This window comes from Bradyrhizobium manausense (assembly GCF_018129685.1).
GTDB lineage: Bacteria > Pseudomonadota > Alphaproteobacteria > Rhizobiales > Xanthobacteraceae > Bradyrhizobium > Bradyrhizobium manausense_D.
On record NZ_JAFCLG010000004.1, the window covers coordinates 99,710 to 117,724 of the forward strand.

The 18,015-nt window shown below is 65.0% G+C and carries 17 protein-coding genes; 11 read left to right on the top strand and 6 right to left on the bottom strand.

The genetic code is table 11. The features are described from left to right. The first annotated feature begins 21 nt into the window (after positions 1-21). The 3 genes from JQ621_RS13055 to JQ621_RS13065 are packed head-to-tail and all read left to right on the top strand — an operon-like array spanning position 22 to position 3,630. Positions 22-1,569 carry a sugar ABC transporter ATP-binding protein gene (locus JQ621_RS13055; protein WP_212235122.1) on the top strand — a complete coding sequence of 516 codons (1,548 nt, stop codon included), beginning with the start codon at positions 22-24 and terminating at the stop codon, positions 1,567-1,569. Next, positions 1,562-2,674, top strand: a complete 1,113-nt coding sequence (locus JQ621_RS13060) for an ABC transporter permease (RefSeq protein WP_212235123.1) — start codon at positions 1,562-1,564, stop codon at positions 2,672-2,674. The genes JQ621_RS13055 and JQ621_RS13060 overlap by 8 nt, the downstream gene beginning before the upstream one ends. Next, positions 2,671-3,630, top strand: coding sequence for an ABC transporter permease (locus tag JQ621_RS13065; RefSeq protein WP_212235124.1), 960 nt, complete (start codon positions 2,671-2,673; stop codon positions 3,628-3,630). The genes JQ621_RS13060 and JQ621_RS13065 overlap by 4 nt, the downstream gene beginning before the upstream one ends. A gap of 33 nt (positions 3,631-3,663) precedes the next feature. Here the strand turns inward: JQ621_RS13065 and JQ621_RS13070 are convergent, their stop codons facing one another. Together JQ621_RS13070 and JQ621_RS13075 are read right to left on the bottom strand one after the other, a co-directional pair. Then, on the bottom strand, positions 3,664-4,563 hold the full coding sequence (locus JQ621_RS13070) for an SMP-30/gluconolactonase/LRE family protein (protein WP_212235125.1): 900 nt from the start codon (positions 4,561-4,563) through the stop codon (positions 3,664-3,666). A 132-nt stretch (positions 4,564-4,695) separates the two neighbouring features. Continuing rightward, positions 4,696-6,084 (bottom strand): aminotransferase-like domain-containing protein, encoded by a 1,389-nt coding sequence (locus JQ621_RS13075; protein ID WP_212235126.1) that lies wholly within the window; start codon positions 6,082-6,084, stop codon positions 4,696-4,698. Between the two features lie 330 nt (positions 6,085-6,414). Between JQ621_RS13075 and JQ621_RS13080 the strand changes: the two genes are divergently transcribed. The 8 genes from JQ621_RS13080 to JQ621_RS13115 are packed head-to-tail and all read left to right on the top strand — an operon-like array spanning position 6,415 to position 13,306. Then, on the top strand, positions 6,415-6,897 hold the full coding sequence (locus JQ621_RS13080) for an MSMEG_0572/Sll0783 family nitrogen starvation response protein (RefSeq protein WP_188100874.1): 483 nt from the start codon (positions 6,415-6,417) through the stop codon (positions 6,895-6,897). A gap of 38 nt (positions 6,898-6,935) precedes the next feature. Continuing rightward, complete coding sequence (locus JQ621_RS13085; protein ID WP_212235127.1) at positions 6,936-8,003, top strand: Nit6803 family nitrilase; 1,068 nt, start codon at positions 6,936-6,938, stop codon at positions 8,001-8,003. Next, positions 7,918-9,048 (top strand): MSMEG_0568 family radical SAM protein, encoded by a 1,131-nt coding sequence (locus tag JQ621_RS13090; RefSeq protein WP_212235128.1) that lies wholly within the window; start codon positions 7,918-7,920, stop codon positions 9,046-9,048. Before JQ621_RS13085 ends, JQ621_RS13090 begins: the two co-directional genes overlap by 86 nt. After that, positions 9,045-9,593, top strand: a complete 549-nt coding sequence (locus tag JQ621_RS13095) for an MSMEG_0567/Sll0786 family nitrogen starvation N-acetyltransferase (RefSeq protein WP_212235129.1) — start codon at positions 9,045-9,047, stop codon at positions 9,591-9,593. The genes JQ621_RS13090 and JQ621_RS13095 overlap by 4 nt, the downstream gene beginning before the upstream one ends. 2 nt (positions 9,594-9,595) lie before the next feature. Next, positions 9,596-10,591, top strand: a complete 996-nt coding sequence (locus tag JQ621_RS13100) for a sll0787 family AIR synthase-like protein (protein ID WP_212235130.1) — start codon at positions 9,596-9,598, stop codon at positions 10,589-10,591. After that, positions 10,588-11,748 (top strand): MSMEG_0565 family glycosyltransferase, encoded by a 1,161-nt coding sequence (locus JQ621_RS13105; protein ID WP_212235131.1) that lies wholly within the window; start codon positions 10,588-10,590, stop codon positions 11,746-11,748. Before JQ621_RS13100 ends, JQ621_RS13105 begins: the two co-directional genes overlap by 4 nt. After that, a complete protein-coding gene (locus JQ621_RS13110; RefSeq protein ID WP_212235132.1) occupies positions 11,741-12,028 on the top strand; it encodes an MSMEG_0570 family nitrogen starvation response protein in 288 nt (95 codons plus the stop codon). Before JQ621_RS13105 ends, JQ621_RS13110 begins: the two co-directional genes overlap by 8 nt. Before the next feature lie 12 nt (positions 12,029-12,040). After that, the gene (locus tag JQ621_RS13115) at positions 12,041-13,306 is read left to right on the top strand and encodes an MSMEG_0569 family flavin-dependent oxidoreductase (protein WP_212235133.1); all 1,266 of its coding nucleotides are present in this window, start codon (positions 12,041-12,043) and stop codon (positions 13,304-13,306) included. Between the two features lie 62 nt (positions 13,307-13,368). On the opposite strand, the gene JQ621_RS13120 is transcribed toward JQ621_RS13115, so the two are convergent. Genes JQ621_RS13120 through JQ621_RS13135 form a run of 4 tightly spaced genes read right to left on the bottom strand, consistent with a single transcriptional unit; the run spans position 13,369 to position 17,931 of the window. Next, positions 13,369-14,607: an ABC transporter substrate-binding protein gene (locus JQ621_RS13120; protein WP_212235134.1), complete on the bottom strand. Its 1,239-nt coding sequence runs from the start codon at positions 14,605-14,607 to the stop codon at positions 13,369-13,371. Positions 14,608-14,646: 39 nt separating this feature from the next. Then, positions 14,647-16,128, bottom strand: coding sequence for an ATP-binding cassette domain-containing protein (locus JQ621_RS13125; RefSeq protein WP_212235135.1), 1,482 nt, complete (start codon positions 16,126-16,128; stop codon positions 14,647-14,649). Further along, on the bottom strand, positions 16,128-17,054 hold the full coding sequence (locus tag JQ621_RS13130; RefSeq protein WP_027529629.1) for a branched-chain amino acid ABC transporter permease: 927 nt from the start codon (positions 17,052-17,054) through the stop codon (positions 16,128-16,130). The genes JQ621_RS13125 and JQ621_RS13130 overlap by 1 nt, the downstream gene beginning before the upstream one ends. 1 nt (position 17,055) lies before the next feature. Further along, entirely contained in the window at positions 17,056-17,931 is an 876-nt protein-coding gene (locus tag JQ621_RS13135) for a branched-chain amino acid ABC transporter permease (protein WP_212235136.1), read from the bottom strand. Positions 17,932-18,015 lie beyond the last annotated feature (84 nt).

An 18,015-nucleotide genomic window follows, 5' to 3' on the forward strand; every position in this document is an offset into this window, starting at 1 on the left:
CGCGGCTGCGTGAGCCCCGTCATGTCAGATGCTGCCCTGGCCCAATCCGCCTTCCTCACGCTCTCGGGAATTTCCAAGCGCTATGCCGGTGTGCGCGCGCTCGAAGGCGTGGATTTCGCATGCGAGCGCGGCAAGATCCACGCCGTGCTGGGCGAGAACGGCGCCGGCAAGTCCACGCTGATCAAGATCATTGCCGGCGTTGTCCAGCCCGATACCGGCACAATGCGGCTTGGGGGAAACGATGTGAGCTTCGCGACGCCGTCCGCCGCCAATGCAGCCGGTGTCGTCTGCATCTTCCAGGAATTGTCGCTGATGCCCGACCTCTCGGTCGCGGACAACATTTCGATCGCCTCGCCGCCGCGCCGCTTCGGCCTCATCGACGCGCGGGCGCAGCGCCGCCGTGCCGAGGAGCTTCTGGCCGGGATCGGCTGCGAGGACGTCAATCCCCTGATGCGGGTGCGCGACCTGCCCTTGTCACGCCGCCAGGTGGTGGAGATCGCCAAGGCGCTCGGCAAGAAGCCGCAGCTCCTGATCCTCGACGAAGCCACGTCGGCCCTCACCAGCGCCGACGTCGAAAAGGTGTATGCCATGCTGGCGCGGCTCAAGGCCGAGGGCGTTGCCATTCTCTACATCTCGCACCGGATGCACGAGGTCGAAGCGCTGGCCGACCGCGCCTCCGTGTTCCGCAACGGACGCCATATCGAGACCTTCGACAAGGGCCGGCGCTCCACCGCCGATATCGTCCAGCTCATGATCGGGCGCGACATCGCGACTCAATATCCGCCCAAGCCCGTGCGGGAAGCGGCAAAGCCCGTGCTTGATATCGAGAACCTCAGCTGGGACAGGCACCTCGATCGCATCTGCCTCCGCGTCGGCGCCGGCGAGATCGTCGGCCTTGGCGGGCTCGACGGCCAGGGCCAGAAATCCCTGCTGCTGGCGTTGTTCGGTGTCCTTCGCAGTGTTTCCGGCCGGGTCACCATTGAAGGCTGCGAGGTGCGTCCGGGGTCGCCGGCCGCAGCGAAGTCGGTCGGCATCGCGCTGGTGCCGGAGGATCGCAAGACCGAGGGCCTGATGCTGCCGATGTCGATTGCGGACAATCTGGTGATCGCTTCGCTCGATGCGATCTCGACCGGACCGCTGGTCGATCGCGCGCGGGAGAACGAGGCGATCAAGCGCGCCATCGCGCGGCTTCAGATCAAGATCGGCGCGCCCGGCGATGCGGTCTCCACGCTCTCCGGCGGCAACCAGCAGAAGGTCGTGCTCGCCAAATGGCTGATGACCGATCCCAAGCTCATCCTGCTCAACGATCCCACACGCGGCATCGACGTCGGCACCAAGCAGGAGCTTTACCGGTTGATGCGCGAACTCGCCGACCAGGGCGCCGCGATCCTGTTCTATTCGACGGATTATGACGAACTCATCGGCTGCTGCGACCGGGTGGCGATCATGTATGATGGGCGCATCGTGCGCGAGCTCGCAGGCGACGAGCTCAACGAGACCAACATCATCGCGAGCGCGCTGAACATCGACGCGGCGACGCCGGTTGCCGCCGGAGCGGCCCATGCTTGACGATGTCGCCATCCGGATTCGCCAGAACGTCGGCATCGTCACCGCCGTCCTGTTGTTCTCCATCCTTTATCTGCTCTACAACCTCGCCCACCCCAAGGGCTTCTCGTCGGCGGTTCTGGTGCAGAACGGCGACGAGATCTTTGCGCTCGCCATGCTGGCGATGGCCCAGACCGTGCCGGTGCTGGCGTCGGGGCTGGACCTCTCGGTGGGCGCCGTCATGACCATGGTGGGGTGTTTTGCGAGCTATCTGCTCGCGGGGGCGGCGGGCGGCGCCCCGCTGCATCTCGACATCTTCGGCCTGCATGTCGGCCTCGGTACCTTTCCGGGCGGGCTGAGCGGCATCCTGCTCGGCATCGTCATATGCCTTGCGACCGGCGCACTGGCCGGCTTCGTCAATGGGTGCGTCGTCGTCTACGGACGAATCCAGCCGATCATCGCGACGCTCGCGACCGGCGCGGTCTATATCGGCATCGCGCTGTTCCTGCGGCCGACGCCGGGCGGCAAGATCGACGAGGATCTCAACTGGGCGCTGACCAACTCGCTCGGCGACTTCGCCTCGACGGTCCACATTTTTGACGACGGCGCCGCAAGCTGGTTCGCGCCGGTGGCCTGGATTCCGGTGCCGTTCGTGCTGCTGATCCTGATCGCGCTCCTGGTCTGGGTGCCGTTCCGTCGCTCCGTGCTTGGACGCACCGTCTATGCGGTCGGCTCGGCCGAAGGCGCCGCCTACATGTCCGGCCTGCCGATCGAGCGCGCCAAGATCGCGGCCTTCACGCTCGCCGGTTTCTTTGCCGGCTGTGGCGGCCTGTTCCTCGCCATCCAGACATCCTCGGGCAATGCCGACATCCCGCAGGCCGGCGCCTACACGCTCAACTCCATCGCCTCCGTCGTGATCGGCGGCACGTCGCTGTTAGGGGGGACCGGCAGCGCGATCGGCTCGATCTTCGGCGCCATGGTGCTGCGTGTGATCTCGTTCTTCTTCCGCATCTTCGATATCGCGCCGCTGTTGCAGCCGCTGTTCGAGGGGCTGATCCTGCTGGGGGCGGTCAGCATCGGCGCGCTCGGCGTTCTGCGCGTCAAGAATACGCTGGAGCTGTTTCGATGAGTTCGGCCTCTCTCAGTCTCTCGCGCGATGACCGCCCGATCCTGATCGCTGCGCTGTTTATCCTCGTCATCCTCGTCGCGGGCACGGTCTATACCTTTGCCCGCTTCGGCAGCGCGCCGCTGTTGTCGCCGACCTATCTGTTGCAGCAGCTGCAGATCGGCGCCTTCCTCGGCATCGTGGCCGCCGGAATGATGATGGTGATCCTGATCGCCCAGATCGACCTGTCGGTGCCGTGGACGCTCGCCGCGGCCGCGATGATGGCGACGTCGATCGGCGGGCCGCTCGCCATTCCGGTCGGGCTCGGCGTCGGGTTGCTTGTCGGTCTCGTCAACGGGATCGGGATTGCTTACTTGCGCGTGCCCTCGATGATCTTCACCCTCGGCGTCAACGCGGTGATGCGCGGTCTGATGGTTGCCCATACCGGCGGCTACGCCCCGCAGACGGGCGCCACCGATTTGATGCGGATGCTCGCCGGCGACCGCACGCTCGGCATTCCCAACGCCGTGTTCGTGTGGATCGCCATGTCGGTGCTCGTCACGATCATTCTCCAGCGCACCACGCTCGGACGTTACGTCTATGCGATCGGCAACAAGGAGGCGGCCGCGTATCTCGCGGGCGTCGACACCCGCCGCATCACGGTGATCTGTTTCGTCCTCTGCGGTCTCGCCGCCGCGCTGGCCGGCGTCCTGCTCGCCGGCTACTCCACCAAGGCCTATCAGGGCATGGGAGATGCGTATCTGCTGCCGTCGATCGCGGCCGTCGTGATCGGCGGCACCAATATCCTCGGCGGTCGCGGCCGTTACCTCGGCACGCTGATCGGCGTCGTGCTGATCGTGCTGCTCAACAGCGTGCTGTCGATCATGGACATGCCCGAGGCCGGCCGGCAGGTGATCTACGGCCTGGTCATCATCTTCATGTTGCTGGTGTACGGGCGCGGCGAACGTGTCACGAGTTGACGCGACACGTTCTCTTTGACCGACATCATTGTCCTAAACCGCCGCGCGCGTGTTGAGGTAGATCGAATACAGCGACGTCTGTCCGCATATATAGAGGCGGTTACGGCGCGGGCCGCCGAAGCAGACATTGGCGGCGATCTCGCCGATCGGGATGGTGCCGATATGCGTTCCGTCCGCCGCGTAGCAGAACACGCTGCGGCCCGCCGATGTCCAGATGTTGCCGTGGATATCGACGCGGAAGCCGTCATAGAGCCCGTCGGGGCAGGTCGCAAACAACGAGGCTTCTCCGACCGTTTGTCCCTTGACCTCGTAGGACCAGATCGTCGGCGGCAACCCGCGGACATGCGTCGCGCCGGTGTCGGCGACATAGAGCCTGCTTTCGTCCGGCGAGAAGGCCAGCCCGTTCGGTTGCACCCGGTCGGACACGACGCGCGTGATCGCACCGGAGCTGCCGTCGATCCGGTAGACGTTGGAAGCGCCGATTTCGGACGGGCTTTGCTGCCCCTCATAGTCACTGTCGATGCCGTAGGTCGGATCGGAGAACCAGATCGAGTGGTCTGATTTGACCACGACGTCATTGGGCGAATTCAGCCGGCGGCCCTCAAACGCATCCGCCAGCACGGTGATCGAGCCGTCGTGCTCGGTCCGCGTGACGCGCCGCATGAAATGCTCGCAACTGACCAGCCGGCCCTGGCGATCAGTCGTGTTGCCGTTGGAGTTGAAGCTCGGTGCGCGGAACACCGACACGGATCCGTCGGTCTCGTCGAACCGCATCATCCGGTCGTTCGGAATGTCGGACCAGACGAGGTAGCGCCCGGCCGGAAAGTAGGCGGGGCCTTCGGCCCAGCGGCATCCGCTGGTGAGCTTTTCGAGATTGACGTGGCCGATGACCAGCCGGTCGAAGCGAGGATCGTGGGCGACATAGGGAAGCATGTGTCCTCCATGATGAGCCGCAGGTTCTTGGCATTGCCTGCGTGCGGTCCTTACAGTGATCGAGCTTGCCGAATTTGCAAGCGGGCTGCACCTCGATCGGTCGGGCCGGCGCGCGATCGTGCTCTTGACGGATCAGAGAAACGGCGAGGCCAGGGCCGGCGTTTCGAGCAGCGCGTGAGCCGCGTATTCGAGCGCGCCTCTGATCTGCGTTCGTGTCGAAGGACCGCCGATGCATATTCTTACGGCCTCGGGAGGCGGATCGCTCACGACAAAGGCGTCGCTGGCGACGACACCGATGCCGGTCTGTCGCATATGCTCCACGAAAGCCGAGCGCCTCCAGGGTGCAGGAAGCTCAACCCATAGATTGAAGCTCAGGGGATCGCCGCGATAGGACCCCCTGGGAAGGATTTCGGCGGCGAGCTTCTGCCGCGCCGATGTCTCGGCGCGGATGAACCGCAACATCGTGTCCGCGGTGCCGTCTTCGATCCAGCGCGTCGCGATCGCCACGGTGAGGGGCGATGCCATCACGGTCGCGGAGCGGAGCGCCGAGGCAAACGGCCACGCCGAGCGCGTATCGGGCACGACGACATAGGCGGTGCGCAGGCCCGCGCCGATGCATTTGGCCAGTCCCGCGACATGCCAGGTCAGATCGGGCGCGATCGCCGCGAAGGGCGCGTGGCCGTGGCCGTGCTCGGGAATGAAGCCGTAGGCATCGTCCTCGATAACAGGCAGCTTGAAGCGTCGTGCGATCGCGACGATCTCGCGCCGTCGCGAGTCCGGGATGGTCAGGGTCGTCGGGTTCTGCAGCGTCGGATTGAGGTAGACCGCCTTGGGCTTCAGTTTCTTGCAGGCATCGGTCAGCGCCTGCGGCTCGATGCCATCCGCATCCATCGGCAGGCCGACGAGATTGATGCCGAGCTGCGCGGCGATCGACCTGATTCCGGGATAGGTGATGGCCTCGCACAGCACCACCTCGCCCGCCTTCGCGAGGATCGAGAGGATGCCGAGCAACGCCGGATGTGCGCCGGGCGAGACGAAGATGCGATTCTGGGCCGGCACCAAGGCGCGGCGGCCGAGCCAGCTCGAGGCGGCATCCTTGTCGGCCTGCGTGCCGCCAAAGCCCTGGTAGCGCAGCAGCGATGCAATGTCGCGCAGCACATGTTCGGCGCCGGCCTGCATGCGCTCGATCAGTTCAGGGTCATCGGGCTCGGGCGGCAGGTTCATCGACAGGTCGACGGGACGGGGCGGAAAGCTTGTCGCCGAGCGCCGCGGTCGCGGCTTGTCGCGGACGAAGGTTCCTTGTCCGACTTTGGATTCGATCAGCCCGCGCTTCTGGGCTTCGACATAGCCGCGCGCGACGGTCGTGAAATCGACGTCGAGGCGCTTGGCCAGTTTCCGCTGCGGCGGCAGGCGGTCGCCGATCACGAGTCGCCCGGCGGCGATATCATCGGCGATTGCGTCGGCAATCGCGAGATAACGCGGCTTGTCGCTGGTTGAAAGGTCGGGTCGCCAGTCGGCCATTGCAGAGTCCCGATAGGTTATGTCAGCATAATTGACTGTATATTGTTGCAAGCGGTGACGCAATTGCGTCGCGCGTCTATCCTGGCGCTTAGCAGCGGTTCCGCCGGCGCGTTGCACATCGATCAGGCGCGCTGCACAGCATTTTTCAGGCACTATTTTTCGTGCACCGCGCCGGCATATCCGAATCCAGTCAGGTCTCCATTCAACATTGAATGTATAAATGAATGCAGATTGTATGGTTTGATGATTTGTAGTGCAGAACGCGGCTTGGCACATTGATTGCAAAACCTGATCCCGATCCGGGAGGCCGGACGTGAACAGGAGGTGTCAATGCCAGCAGTGAACATGCCCGCGCGTCAGAAGGGCGACTTTCTCGTCGACTACGAAGAGAAGGTTTTCGAGGACGTCAAAGCAAAGCCGGGTGAGAAGGCGCTGGTCACCTTCCACACCGTTGCGTTCGAGGGCTCCATCGGCCTCGTCAATATTCTGCAGGCGCTGCGCCTGAAGCGGAAGGGCTTCGAGACGTCGGTTCTGCTTTACGGTCCCGGTGTCACGCTCGGCATTCAGCGCGGCTTCCCGAAGATCGGCGATGAAGCCTTCCCCGGCGCGCAGAACTTCAACAACCAGCTCGCAAAGTTCATGGACGAAGGCGGCAAGGTCTATGCCTGCCGGTTCGCTTTGCAGGCGCTGTACGGCCATGGCGAGCCGTCACTCATTCCCGGCATCCGGCCGATCAATCCGCTCGATGTGCTCGACCTCATCCTGCTTCACCGCAGGGACGACGCCTTCATGCTCCACACCTGGACAGTCTGATCCCGGTCGGCTCGCGCGACGGACGAGGGAGAGCACAAGTGACAGCGAAACGTACGATCAGGGCCGGCGCGATTCAGATCGCGCCGGATCTGGACACGCCGACCGGAACGGTCGACCGGATCCTGGCGGCCATTGCGGAGGCCGCGGGCAAGGGAGTCCAGTTCGCCGTTTTTCCGGAGACGTTCGTTCCCTGGTACCCGTATTTCTCCTTTGTCCGTCCGCCGGTCCTGAGCGGCGCCGAGCACATCCATCTCTACGAGAACGCCGTCATCGTGCCCGGTCCTGTGACCGATGCCGTTGCGCAGGCAGCCAAGCGCCACGGCATAGTGGTGGTGCTCGGCGTCAACGAGCGCGATCACGGCTCGCTTTACAACACTCAACTCGTGTTCGACGCGAACGGCGCGCTTCTCCTGAAGCGCCGCAAGATTACGCCGACATTTCATGAGCGCATGATCTGGGGGCAGGGCGATGGCGCCGGCCTGAAGGTGGTCGAGACCGCAGTCGGCCGGGTCGGCGCGCTGGCCTGCTGGGAGCACTACAATCCGCTTGCCCGCTACGCCCTGATGGCCCAGCACGAAGAGATCCACGCGGCCCAGTTTCCGGGGTCGCTGGTCGGGCAGATTTTCGCCGACCAGATCGAGGTGACGATCCGGCATCACGCGCTGGAAAGCGGCTGCTTCGTCGTCAACGCCACCGGCTGGCTGACCGAAGAGCAGATCGCCAAGATTTCGCCGGAGGAAGGCCTGCGCAAGGGCCTGCGCGGCGGCTGCATGACCGCGATCGTCTCCCCGGAAGGCAATCATCTGGTGCCGCCGCTGACCAGCGGCGAGGGCATCCTCGTCGCCGATCTCGATCTTGCCCTGATCACCAAGCGCAAGCGGATGATGGACTCGGTCGGCCACTACGCCCGGCCGGAGCTGCTCTCGCTGGTGCTGAACGACCAACCCGCGCGCACCATGCACGGCTTACACCCGAACCGGCCTACGCCCATTCCGAGAGATCAATCAGATGAGACCGCAGATGCCGCAACCCAAGTCAATTCCGAAGGCGATGCCGACCGAGCAACTGATCAACGAGTTGCAGTCCTTCGGGGTCCGGCTCGCTGATCCCAAGACCGGGGGAACCAGCCGCCGCGGCGGCGCCGGACCGTCGGATCACACGCCGTTCACGATCGACGGCGCGACCGTGATGATTCCGGTTCACAACGCGCCGGCGTTCGAGAGCCCCTATCTCGTCGAGCGTCCGGACGAGGCCGGGCGCAGCCGCATCTCGCGCGACGGCGTCGTGCTCGCAGACGTCTCGTTTCCGCTGCGACCCAAATTCTACGATCGCACCACTGACGACGGCGTTCCCTATTGGAAGATAGCGACCCTGCACGGGCGCGACGTTCTCGCCACCACGGTGCTGCAGACCTGCATTCGCTACCAGAGCCGCACCAAGACTTGCCAGTTCTGCGCCATCGGCCAGTCGCTCGCGGCCGGACGCACCGTCGAGCGCAAGACGCCGGCACAGCTCGCCGAAGTCGCGAGGGTCGCCGTCGAGCTCGACGGCGTCAGGCACATGGTGATGACGACGGGCACGCCGCATACCTCTGATCGCGGCGCCGGCATCCTTGCGGAGAGTGCAGAGGCGGTCAAAGCCGCCGTCGACCTGCCGATCCAGGCCCAATGTGAACCGCCGGACGATTTTGCCTGGTTCCAGCGCATGAAGAATTCGGGCGTCGATGCGCTCGGCATGCACCTGGAGGTGATCGGGCCTGCCGTGCGGCAAAGGATCATGCCCGGCAAGGCGCAGGTCCAGGTCGAGCAATATATGGAAGCGTTCGAAGCCGCGGTGCCGGTGTTCGGCCGCGGTCAAGTCTCGACTTACATCCTCGCGGGTCTGGGCGACGAGCCGTCCGAGATCCTCGCGCTCTCGCGCCGGCTGATCGAGATCGGCGTCTACCCCTTCGTCGTGCCGTTCGTGCCGATCGCCGGTACGCCGCTGGAGAGCCATCCGACCCCGTCTCCGGCATTCATGCACGAGATCCTGCGTCCGCTCGCCGAGATGCTGCGCGCAGGCGATCTGCGCGCCACCGACATCAAGGCAGGCTGCGGCAAATGCGGCGCCTGTTCGGCCCTGTCCACTTACGAACGCGGAGCAAGCGCATGATGTTCGAGCCCTTCAAGCCGTTCGTTGCACCGGAATTCCAGGTCAAATTCGCAACCGAAGCCTGGGAGCGCAATGCCGCTGCAGCGCTGCGCCGCAAGGTGTTCTGCGAAGAGCAGGGCGTGTTTGCGGGCGACGATCGCGACACGGTCGACGTTTCAGCCATTCCGCTCGTGGCGGTGTCGCTGCTCGGCGTCGCCGAGGACGAGGTCGTCGGCACCGTGCGCATTCACGCCGATGACCACGAGGCGGATGTGTGGTGGGGCTCGCGCCTTGCCGTCGAGAAGGGGTATCGCCGGCTCAGTGCGGTCGGCGCCGGCCTGATCCGGCTCGCCGTGTCCTCCGCGCACGCGCGCGGCTGCCGGCGCTTCCTCGCCAACGTGCAAAGTCAGAATGCGCTTCTGTTCCAGCACATGCATTGGCGTTCGCTCGGGGAATTCGAGCTCCATGGCCGGCCGCATCATCGCATGGAGGCCGATCTCGATCATTACCCGCCGTTCCGGACACCCGAAACCGGGTTCCTGTCACTGGCAAAGCTGGCGGCCTGATCATGGTGACGGACGTCGCACTCGCAGATCTCGCCGACAAGCTGCGTCAAAGCCGCGGCGTTGTCGCCAAGGCCGACATCGCTTCCGTTGCGGCGGCGCTCGACCTGTCGGGCGGCGACTTCATCCCGGTCGGCGATGATTGCGCGGCGATCCCGGAGGGCGATGGCTACACGCTGTTCGCCATCGAAGGCTTCATGAACGAATTCGTCGCCGCCGACCCCTGGTTTGCGGGCTGGTGCGGCGCCATGGTCAACATCTCGGACGTCGCCGCGATGGGCGGACGGCCCACCGCCATCGTCAACGCGATCTGGTCCAATGGTGCGGACAAGGCCGCGCCCATTCTCGAAGGATTGAAAGCGGCTGCGAAGACGTTCGGAGTGCCCGTCATCGGCGGTCACACCAATCTGCGCAGCAACCAGAGCCAGTTTGCCGTCGCGATCCTCGGCCGCGCGAGGCGCCTGCTCACGAGCTTCGATGCCAGGCCCGGTGACAGGCTCATTGCCGCGGTTGATTTGCGCGGTCGGTACCGCGAGCCGTTCGCGAACTGGGAAGCGGCAACCGACGCGCCGGCGGAACGGTTGCGGGGCGATCTGGAAATCCTGCCGTCGATCGCCGAGGCGGGACTCGCGCTCGCAGCAAAGGACATCAGCCAGGGCGGCATCGTCGGGACCGCGGCAATGCTGGCCGAATGCTCGCGGGTCGCCATCACGCTGGATGTCGAGGCGATTCCGATTCCCGCAGGTGCGCCGCTCGAGCGTTGGCTGCTGACATTCCCGAGCTTCGGCTATCTCCTGTCGGCGCAGCCCGAACACGTCGATGAGATCCTGTCGCGCTTCCAGCGGCGTGGCATCGCGGCGGCCGCGATTGGAGACGTCAGCGCGGGGACACGCGTCGATATTACCGCAGCTTCCGCCCGCGCAACCGTGTGGGACTTCGCGGGCCAGCCCCTGATCGGGTGCGCGCCGGACCAGGGCTATCAACAGCGGAGCGTGGCATGAGCTCGTCCGGGCTGCGCGTCGCGATCCTGGCGCATTCGACCAATCCGAGGGGCGGCGTCGTGCATGCGCTCGCGTTGGCGGATGCCCTCGCGGACCTTGGCCATCGGCCCGTCGTTCATGCCCCCGATCCGACCGGCAAAGGCTTCCACCGCCGCAGCGTCGCCGCGACCCGCGCCGTGCCTGCCTCGCCAGCCTCGGGTGACGTCACCGCGATGGTCGAAGCCCGCATCGCGGATTATATCAGGCACTTCGAGGATGCTGCCAACCGGCAGTACGACGTCTTCCATGCCCAGGACGGCATCTCCGGGAATGCGCTCGCGACGTTGAAGCAGCGCGGCTTGATTCAGCGCTATGTCCGCACCGTTCATCATGTCGATGCCTTCAGGGACGAGCGGCTTTGCGAGCTCGACCGTCGTTCGATCGTCCATGCCGACGGCCTGTTCGTCGTCAGCCGGTTCTGGCAGGCGCAGCTGCAGGCGGAGATGTCGCGCTCGGCAACGCTGGTCGGCAATGGCGTCGATACGGCGCGCTATTCGCCCGTCGCGACGCCAGGCGATCAGGCGTTGCGCAGCCGGCTCGGCCTTCGCGCCGGCCCGATCCTGCTCTCCGTCGGCGGCGTCGAGCACCGCAAGAACACGCTCGGTATCCTCGAAGCGTTCCGGCAGGTGCACGCAGTGCACCGGACCGCGCAACTCGTGATCGCCGGCGGCGCGTCCCTGCTGGATCATGGTCTCTATCGGCAGCAGTTCGCGTCCCGGATGCGCGAGGCGGGGCTCCCCGCCGACGCCGTGATCGAGACCGGTCCGCTTGGAGACGCAGAGATGCCGTCGCTGTTTCGACTGGCCGATGTGCTGCTGTTTCCGTCCTTGCGCGAAGGCTTTGGCCTTGCCGTGCTGGAAGCGATGGCCAGCGGCGTTCCGGCGGTGGTCTCGCATATCGCGCCATTCACGGAATACCTCGGTCTTGACGATGTTGCCTGGTGCGATCCGTATCATCCGGGCTCGATCGGGGACGCTGCTCTTTGCGCGCTCACCGAGCCGCTGCGCTCTCGCCTGATCGCCAACGGCGCCAGGGTTGCCCAGCGTCATGACTGGAGCCGCACCGCCGCCGCACACATGGCGACATATCAGCAGATGCGCGAGGTGCATTATGCCTGAGATGCATTTTCACGTGCGTTGGCCCGATGAGCGGATCGAGGCCTGCTATTCGCCCTCGCTTGTCATCAAGGATCATTTCTCGCCGGGCGCGACCTATGCGCTCGCCGATTTCAGGGAACGCAGCCGTGTCGCGCTGACGATCGCGGCCGAGCGCGTCCGTGAGAAGTACGGATTTCTCTGCTCGCGTGCGCTCGGGCAACTCGCGCGGATCGAGGCCGCGGCTGCGGAGTTCGAAACCACGCCCGGCGCGTCCGTCACCGTCGTCTCATTCGAAGAATAGCAGGAGCTGATCATGTCCGACCTTCACTCTCACTATCCGGTCGTCGTGATCGGCGGCGGCCAGGCCGGTCTTGCGATGAGCGCGCAGCTCAACGCGCGTGGCATCGGGCATGTCGTACTGGAAAAGAACACGATCGCGCATTCCTGGAAGACGCAGCGTTGGGATGCGTTCTGTCTGGTGACGCCGAACTGGCAATGCCAGCTTCCCGGCTTTCCCTACGCCGGCAGCGATCCGCATGGCTTCATGCTGCGCGACGAGATCGTCTCCTACATCGAGCAATTTGCCAGGCACATCAACGCGCCGGTCCGCGAAGGCGTCGCCGTGACGCGCCTCAGGCAGTCCGGTCGCGGGTTCATGCTCGAGACGACGCTGGGCGAGGTCGCCGCTGACAGCGTCGTTCTGGCCGTCAGCGGATACCACGTTCCCAAGGTGCTGCCGTTTGCCGATCGGCTCGATGCGTCGATCATGCAGATCCATTCGTCCGCCTACCGCAACCCGGATCAACTGCCGCCGGGCGAAATCCTGGTGGTGGGAAGCGGGCAATCGGGCTGCCAGATCGCGGAGGATCTGCACCTCTCCGGCCGCAAGGTGCATCTTGCCGTCGGTAGCGCGCCGCGATGCCCGCGCTTCTATCGCGGCCGGGACGCGGTCGACTGGCTCGACGATCTCGGCCAGTACGACCTGCCTGTCGACAAGCACTCGCTGAAGGAGGGCGTGCGCAAGAACGCCAATCACTACCTGACGGGCCGGGACGGCGGCCGCGACATCGACCTGCGCAAATTCGCGCTGGAGGGCATGAAGCTCTACGGTCGCCTCAAGGACGGACGCGGGATGCACTTGCAGTTTGGCGATGATCTCCAGGCCAATCTCGACAGTGCCGATCGGGTCTACAACGGCATTTGCCGCATGATCGACGAGCACATCGCGAAGAATGGAATCGCGGCGCCCGAGACGCCCCACTACGAGCCGGTGTGGTCCCCCACTGCCGTGCCCACGGAACTCGATCTCGCGGCGAGCGGCGTCACTTCCATCATCTGGACAACAGGCTTTCGCTCCGACTGGTCCTGGGTCGACCTGCCGATGTTCGACGGCACCGGTTATCCGACCCACAAGCGCGGCGTCACGTCGGTCGACGGTGCCTATGTGATCGGCCTGCCTTGGCTCTACACCTGGGGTTCGGGCCGGTTTGTCGGCGTCGGGCGAGATGCGGAGTTCGTTGCGGACCACATCACCAAGCGATTGAGCGTGTCGCGCATCGAGGCGCGCGAAGTCGCGTAATTTGCGAGAATGCCCGGGTTAGGCCCGGGCATCACGCCTTTATCGCTGTGTTCTTGCGCGTTTTACTGCGACAGCTTCACGAAGTTCGGAAACTTCAGCTTGCCTTCGGCGATCTTCTCCGGCCAGACCGTGATTTGCTTGCCGTCCTGCCACTGGAAGACGAGGCCGGTGACCGCGCCGGGGCCGTATTTGATGCCGTGGGTGAACTCGTCGTCCTTGCCGTAGAACTGGATCCGGCCGATCGTGCCCTCGAAATTGGTCTTCTCCATCTCGGCGACCATCTTGTCGGGATCGGTCGAGCCGGCGCGCTTGATCGCGTCGGTGATGATGTAGACCTCGTCATAGGCGGTGTAGCCGGTATAGGCCGGCGGCATGCCATACTTGGCGGCGAAGGCGGCCGCAAACGGCTTGGTCTTGGAGGTCACGGCGACGTCGGCCGTCGACACCGCGAACGACGGCACGCCGTCGGCGGCGCCGTTGGTGTCCTTCCAGAAGGTCGGGCTCAGCGCCTGCGCGCTGATGCCGAACATCGGGATCGGCACCTGCTGGTTCTTCCACTGCACCGTCGGCTGCACGCCGACATGGGAGATGCCGGTGACGATCACGTCGGGCTTCTTGGCTTCGATGTTATTGAAGATCGGCGTGAAGTCGGTGGTGTCGGGCGAGAAGCGGACGTGCTCGACGACCGTCAGCCCGGCCTTGGGCAAGCAGGCCTCGTAGCCGATATCGAGCGGCTTGGTCCAGGCGGCGTCCTCGCTCATGATCGCGACCGTCTTCATATGCATCTTGTCGACCAGCAGATCCTTGGCGGCGTCGCAGACGATCTGGGCTTGCGCTGCCGAGGTCAGGTAACCGTGGAAGCTGTATTTGTTCTTCTCGTAGTCGTTGTGAATCGCCTTGGTGATTTCGTTCGAGGCGGCGCCGGGCGTGATCATCGGCATCTTCAGCCGCGCCGCCCAGGGCTCGAGCGCCAACACGACCTCGGAGATGTAACTCGCGATCACGGCCGAGACCTTGTCCTCGCTCACCGCGCGCTGGAAGGCGCGCACGGAGTCGGCGGACGAGCTCTTGTTGTCATAGGTGACGATCTCGATCTTGCGGCCGAGGATGCCGCCCTTGGCGTTGATCTCGTCGGCCGCGATCTGCGCGCCGCCAGGCGTCGCCGCGCCTGCGATCGACTGCACCTCGGCGATGACGCCGATCTTGATCGGATCGTTCGACTGCGCGCAGGCGGGCGCGGCGAGGCACAGCGCCAGCGCGGAGGTGAGGAGGCTGCTCGCCATAACCCTTGATGATCGCATGGTCGTCTCCCTTTCGTTGTTTCTTGTTGGTACGCGAACTCAAAGAAAATCGGCGCCGGCCTCGCTGGCGAAGCGGCCGGGATCGCCCTCCCAGACGATCCGTGCGTGCTCCAGCACGTAGACGCGGTCCGCATGCGGCAGCGCGAAAGTCACGTTCTGCTCGCCGAGCAATACCGTGATCGAGGTGGTCTGCCGCAGCTTTTCCAGCGCCTTTGACAGCAGTTCGAGGATGACGGGCGCGAGCCCCAGCGTCGGCTCGTCCAGGATCAGGATCTGGGGCTGCATCATCAGGGCGCGGCCGATCGCCAGCATCTGCTGCTCGCCGCCGGAGAGCGTCTGCGCCATCTGTCCTTGCCGCTCTTTCAGGATCGGGAACAGCTCGAACAGCCAGGCGAGCTGCGCCGCGCGCTTGTCGTCGTCCAAATGCTGCCCGCCGAGATCGAGGTTTTCGCGCACGCTCATCTCGCCGAACAGCTCGCGCGATTCCGGGCACTGCACGAGACCGCTGCGGGCAATTTTCGCAGGGCTCGTGCCGCGCAGCTTCTCGCCGCCACGGATGATCTCGCCGGTGTAGGGCAGGAAGCCCGAGATGGTGTTGAACAGGGTGGTCTTGCCGGCGCCGTTGAGGCCGACGATGGAGACGAACTCGCCCTCGTGAACGTGGATCGAGACGTTCTCCAGCGCCTGCGCCTTGCCGTAATGCACGCTGACATTCTCGACCTGGAGCAGCGGCACCTTGTCCTTGAAGCCGGTCTCGGGCCGCGCATGGGTCTCGATGGCGCCGCCGAGATAGACCCGCCGCACGGTCTCGTTCTTCATGACGTCGTCGGCCTTGCCGGTGACGATTTCCTCGCCGAGATACATCGCGAGCACGCGGTCGACCAGCGCGGCGACGCTCTTGACGTTGTGGTCGACCAGCATCACCGCGCGCCCCTCATCGCGGAAGCTGCGGATCAGGTCGGAGAAAACGTCGACCTCGGCCCGCGTCAGGCCCGCAAAGGGCTCGTCAACCAGCACCACCTTGGGGTCGCGTGCAATGGCCTTGGCGAGCTCGAGCCGGCGCAGATCGGCAAACGGCAGCGTCGGCGGACGGCGGTTCATCACGTTGCCGAGGCCGACGCGGTCGGCGATCCATTTGGCGCGCTCGAGCAGCGCCTTGTCCGGAAACAGCATGAACAGGCTGTCCGGCAGCAGCGCCACCATGATGTTCTCGAGCACCGTCTGCCGGTTGAGCGGCCGCGAGTGCTGGAACACCATGCCGAAGCCCTTGCGCGCGATCTTGTGAGCGGGAAGCCCGGCGACATTCTCGCCTTCGAAGATCACGTCGCCTGCGGTCGGGCGCTCGATGCCCATCACGGTCTTCATCGCGGTGGATTTGCCCGAGCCGTTCGGGCCGATCAGGCCAAAGATCTCGCCGCTGTTGACCTCGAAGCCGAGGTTCTTCACCGCGGTCAATCCGCCAAAGCGCTTGGTCAGGCCGCGGACTTCGAGCACGGGCCGGTTTGAAAGCCTCTGATCCATTACGAGCGAGCCTCGCGCGAGAGGGCCGCCCCTAAGAAGCCGCCGGGGAAGAACAGAACGACGAGCAGCGCCACCGCCGAGACGATGAAGGTCGCAAGCTCGCCGGTCGGCCGCAGGAATTCGCCCGCGACGATCAGGAAGATCGCCCCTAACGCTGCGCCAAGCACCGTGCGCCTTCCGCCGAGCACGGCCGAGACGATGACGTTGACGCCAACCGCGACGTCGACGACGGTGCCGACCGAGGCGGTGCCGAAGTAGAACACCAGCAGTGCGCCCGACAGGCCCGAGAAAAACGCGCTGACGATGAAGGCGGCGAGCTTGTGCTTGACGATGTTGAAGCCGAGCGCGCCGGCCTGAACCGGATCCTGGCCGCTCGCCTGCAGCACGAGGCCGACAGGCGATTGCGACAGGCCGTAGAGGATCGCCGCCGAGATCGTCATGAAGCCGAGCGCGATCCAGTAATTGGCGCCGGCGTTGATGGTGATGACATCGGGGATGGTGAGGCCGATCTCGCCGCCGGTCAGGTCGGCGAACACGACGATGAAGTTTTGCAGCATCAGGACCGCGACCAGCGTGGTCAGCCCGAAATAGGGCCCGCGCACGCGCAACGCGGGCAGCGCCAGAACGAGGCCGGCGATGACGGAGGCAAGCGCACCGAGCACGATGCAGAGATAGACCGACCAGCCGAACTGCGCGTTGAGGATGCCGGCGGTGTAGGCGCCGACGCCGATCAGGAAGGTCGGGCCGAAATTCACTTCACCGGCAAAGCCGAACAAGAGGTCCCAGGCCATCGCGAACACGCCGAAATAGAAGGCGACGGTGAGGAGCCCGAGCACATAGCCGGAGACATAGAGCGGCAGCGTCGCCGCGACGATCACGAGCGCCAGCGAGACGAAGAACAGGCGCGAGGTAAAGAAACCAGCCATCTCAGCGCCTCCCCAGAAGGCCCTGGGGCCGGATGTACATGACGAAGACCAGCAGCAGGAGCGCCGGGATGGTGCGGTAGGCTGGCGAGACGAGATAAGCGGTCAACGTCTCGAGATAGCCGACCACGAAGGCCGCGATCAGTGAGCCGGAGACGCTGCCAAGGCCGCCCAGCACCACGATCGAGAACGCGCTCGCAGTGAGCGGGCCGACGCTGTAGGAGCTGACGCCAAGGAACATGCCGAGCAGCACGCCCGCGATGCCCGCCAGAATGCCGTAAATGGCCCAGACCACGACGTAGATGTTGGTGAGCTCGAGCCCAAGCAACGTGACGCCACGCGGGTTCATCGATGCTGCCAGAACCGCCTTGCCGGTGCGGGTGCGGTTCACCAAGAGCCACAGCAGCGCGATGACGAGGCAGCAGACGATCGCGGTGAAGATCTCGTTCTGCGGTGTACGGACACCGAGGATCTCGACCACGCCTTCGACGATCGGCAGCACGGTCTTGGCATTGTTGGTGAAGAAATAGGCGATCAGCTCCTGGATCATGATGCCCCACAGCAGCGTACCCGTGAGGACGAAGATCTCCTTCTCCTCGTTCGGGATGCGCCGGGAGTCCTGGATGGGCTTCACCACGGCAAAGTAAGTGGCGAACGCCATGAGGAGGGCCACGCCAACGCCGATGAGCGCGCCGGCATAGGTGCCGACACCGAGGATGCTGGCGGCGGCCCAGGCCGCCACCGCTGCCGCCACCATGATGGCACCGTGGGAGAGGTTGAGCACGCCGGAGACGCCGAAGATCAGCGTGAAGCCGGTGGCACCGAGGGCATAGAGGGCGCTGATGGCAAAGCCATCAATCAGAATCTGGAACGCGCGCATTGATGATTGGTCAGACGATCTGCTGGAGGAACGTGCTGCGGGGGCCGCAAATGGAGCTCCCGGGAAGGTGTCCCGGGAGCAGGT

Coding starts and splice junctions, on each gene's coding strand:
- JQ621_RS13055 (WP_212235122.1), top strand. CDS start 22: ATGTCAGATGCTGCCCTGGCCCAATCCGCCTTCCTCACGCTCTCGGGA.
- JQ621_RS13060 (WP_212235123.1), top strand. CDS start 1,562: ATGCTTGACGATGTCGCCATCCGGATTCGCCAGAACGTCGGCATCGTC.
- JQ621_RS13065 (WP_212235124.1), top strand. CDS start 2,671: ATGAGTTCGGCCTCTCTCAGTCTCTCGCGCGATGACCGCCCGATCCTG.
- JQ621_RS13070 (WP_212235125.1), bottom strand. CDS start 4,563: ATGCTTCCCTATGTCGCCCACGATCCTCGCTTCGACCGGCTGGTCATC.
- JQ621_RS13075 (WP_212235126.1), bottom strand. CDS start 6,084: ATGGCCGACTGGCGACCCGACCTTTCAACCAGCGACAAGCCGCGTTAT.
- JQ621_RS13080 (WP_188100874.1), top strand. CDS start 6,415: ATGCCAGCAGTGAACATGCCCGCGCGTCAGAAGGGCGACTTTCTCGTC.
- JQ621_RS13090 (WP_212235128.1), top strand. CDS start 7,918: ATGCCGCAACCCAAGTCAATTCCGAAGGCGATGCCGACCGAGCAACTG.
- JQ621_RS13095 (WP_212235129.1), top strand. CDS start 9,045: ATGATGTTCGAGCCCTTCAAGCCGTTCGTTGCACCGGAATTCCAGGTC.
- JQ621_RS13100 (WP_212235130.1), top strand. CDS start 9,596: ATGGTGACGGACGTCGCACTCGCAGATCTCGCCGACAAGCTGCGTCAA.
- JQ621_RS13105 (WP_212235131.1), top strand. CDS start 10,588: ATGAGCTCGTCCGGGCTGCGCGTCGCGATCCTGGCGCATTCGACCAAT.
- JQ621_RS13110 (WP_212235132.1), top strand. CDS start 11,741: ATGCCTGAGATGCATTTTCACGTGCGTTGGCCCGATGAGCGGATCGAG.
- JQ621_RS13115 (WP_212235133.1), top strand. CDS start 12,041: ATGTCCGACCTTCACTCTCACTATCCGGTCGTCGTGATCGGCGGCGGC.
- JQ621_RS13120 (WP_212235134.1), bottom strand. CDS start 14,607: ATGCGATCATCAAGGGTTATGGCGAGCAGCCTCCTCACCTCCGCGCTG.
- JQ621_RS13125 (WP_212235135.1), bottom strand. CDS start 16,128: ATGGATCAGAGGCTTTCAAACCGGCCCGTGCTCGAAGTCCGCGGCCTG.
- JQ621_RS13130 (WP_027529629.1), bottom strand. CDS start 17,054: ATGGCTGGTTTCTTTACCTCGCGCCTGTTCTTCGTCTCGCTGGCGCTC.
- JQ621_RS13135 (WP_212235136.1), bottom strand. CDS start 17,931: ATGCGCGCGTTCCAGATTCTGATTGATGGCTTTGCCATCAGCGCCCTC.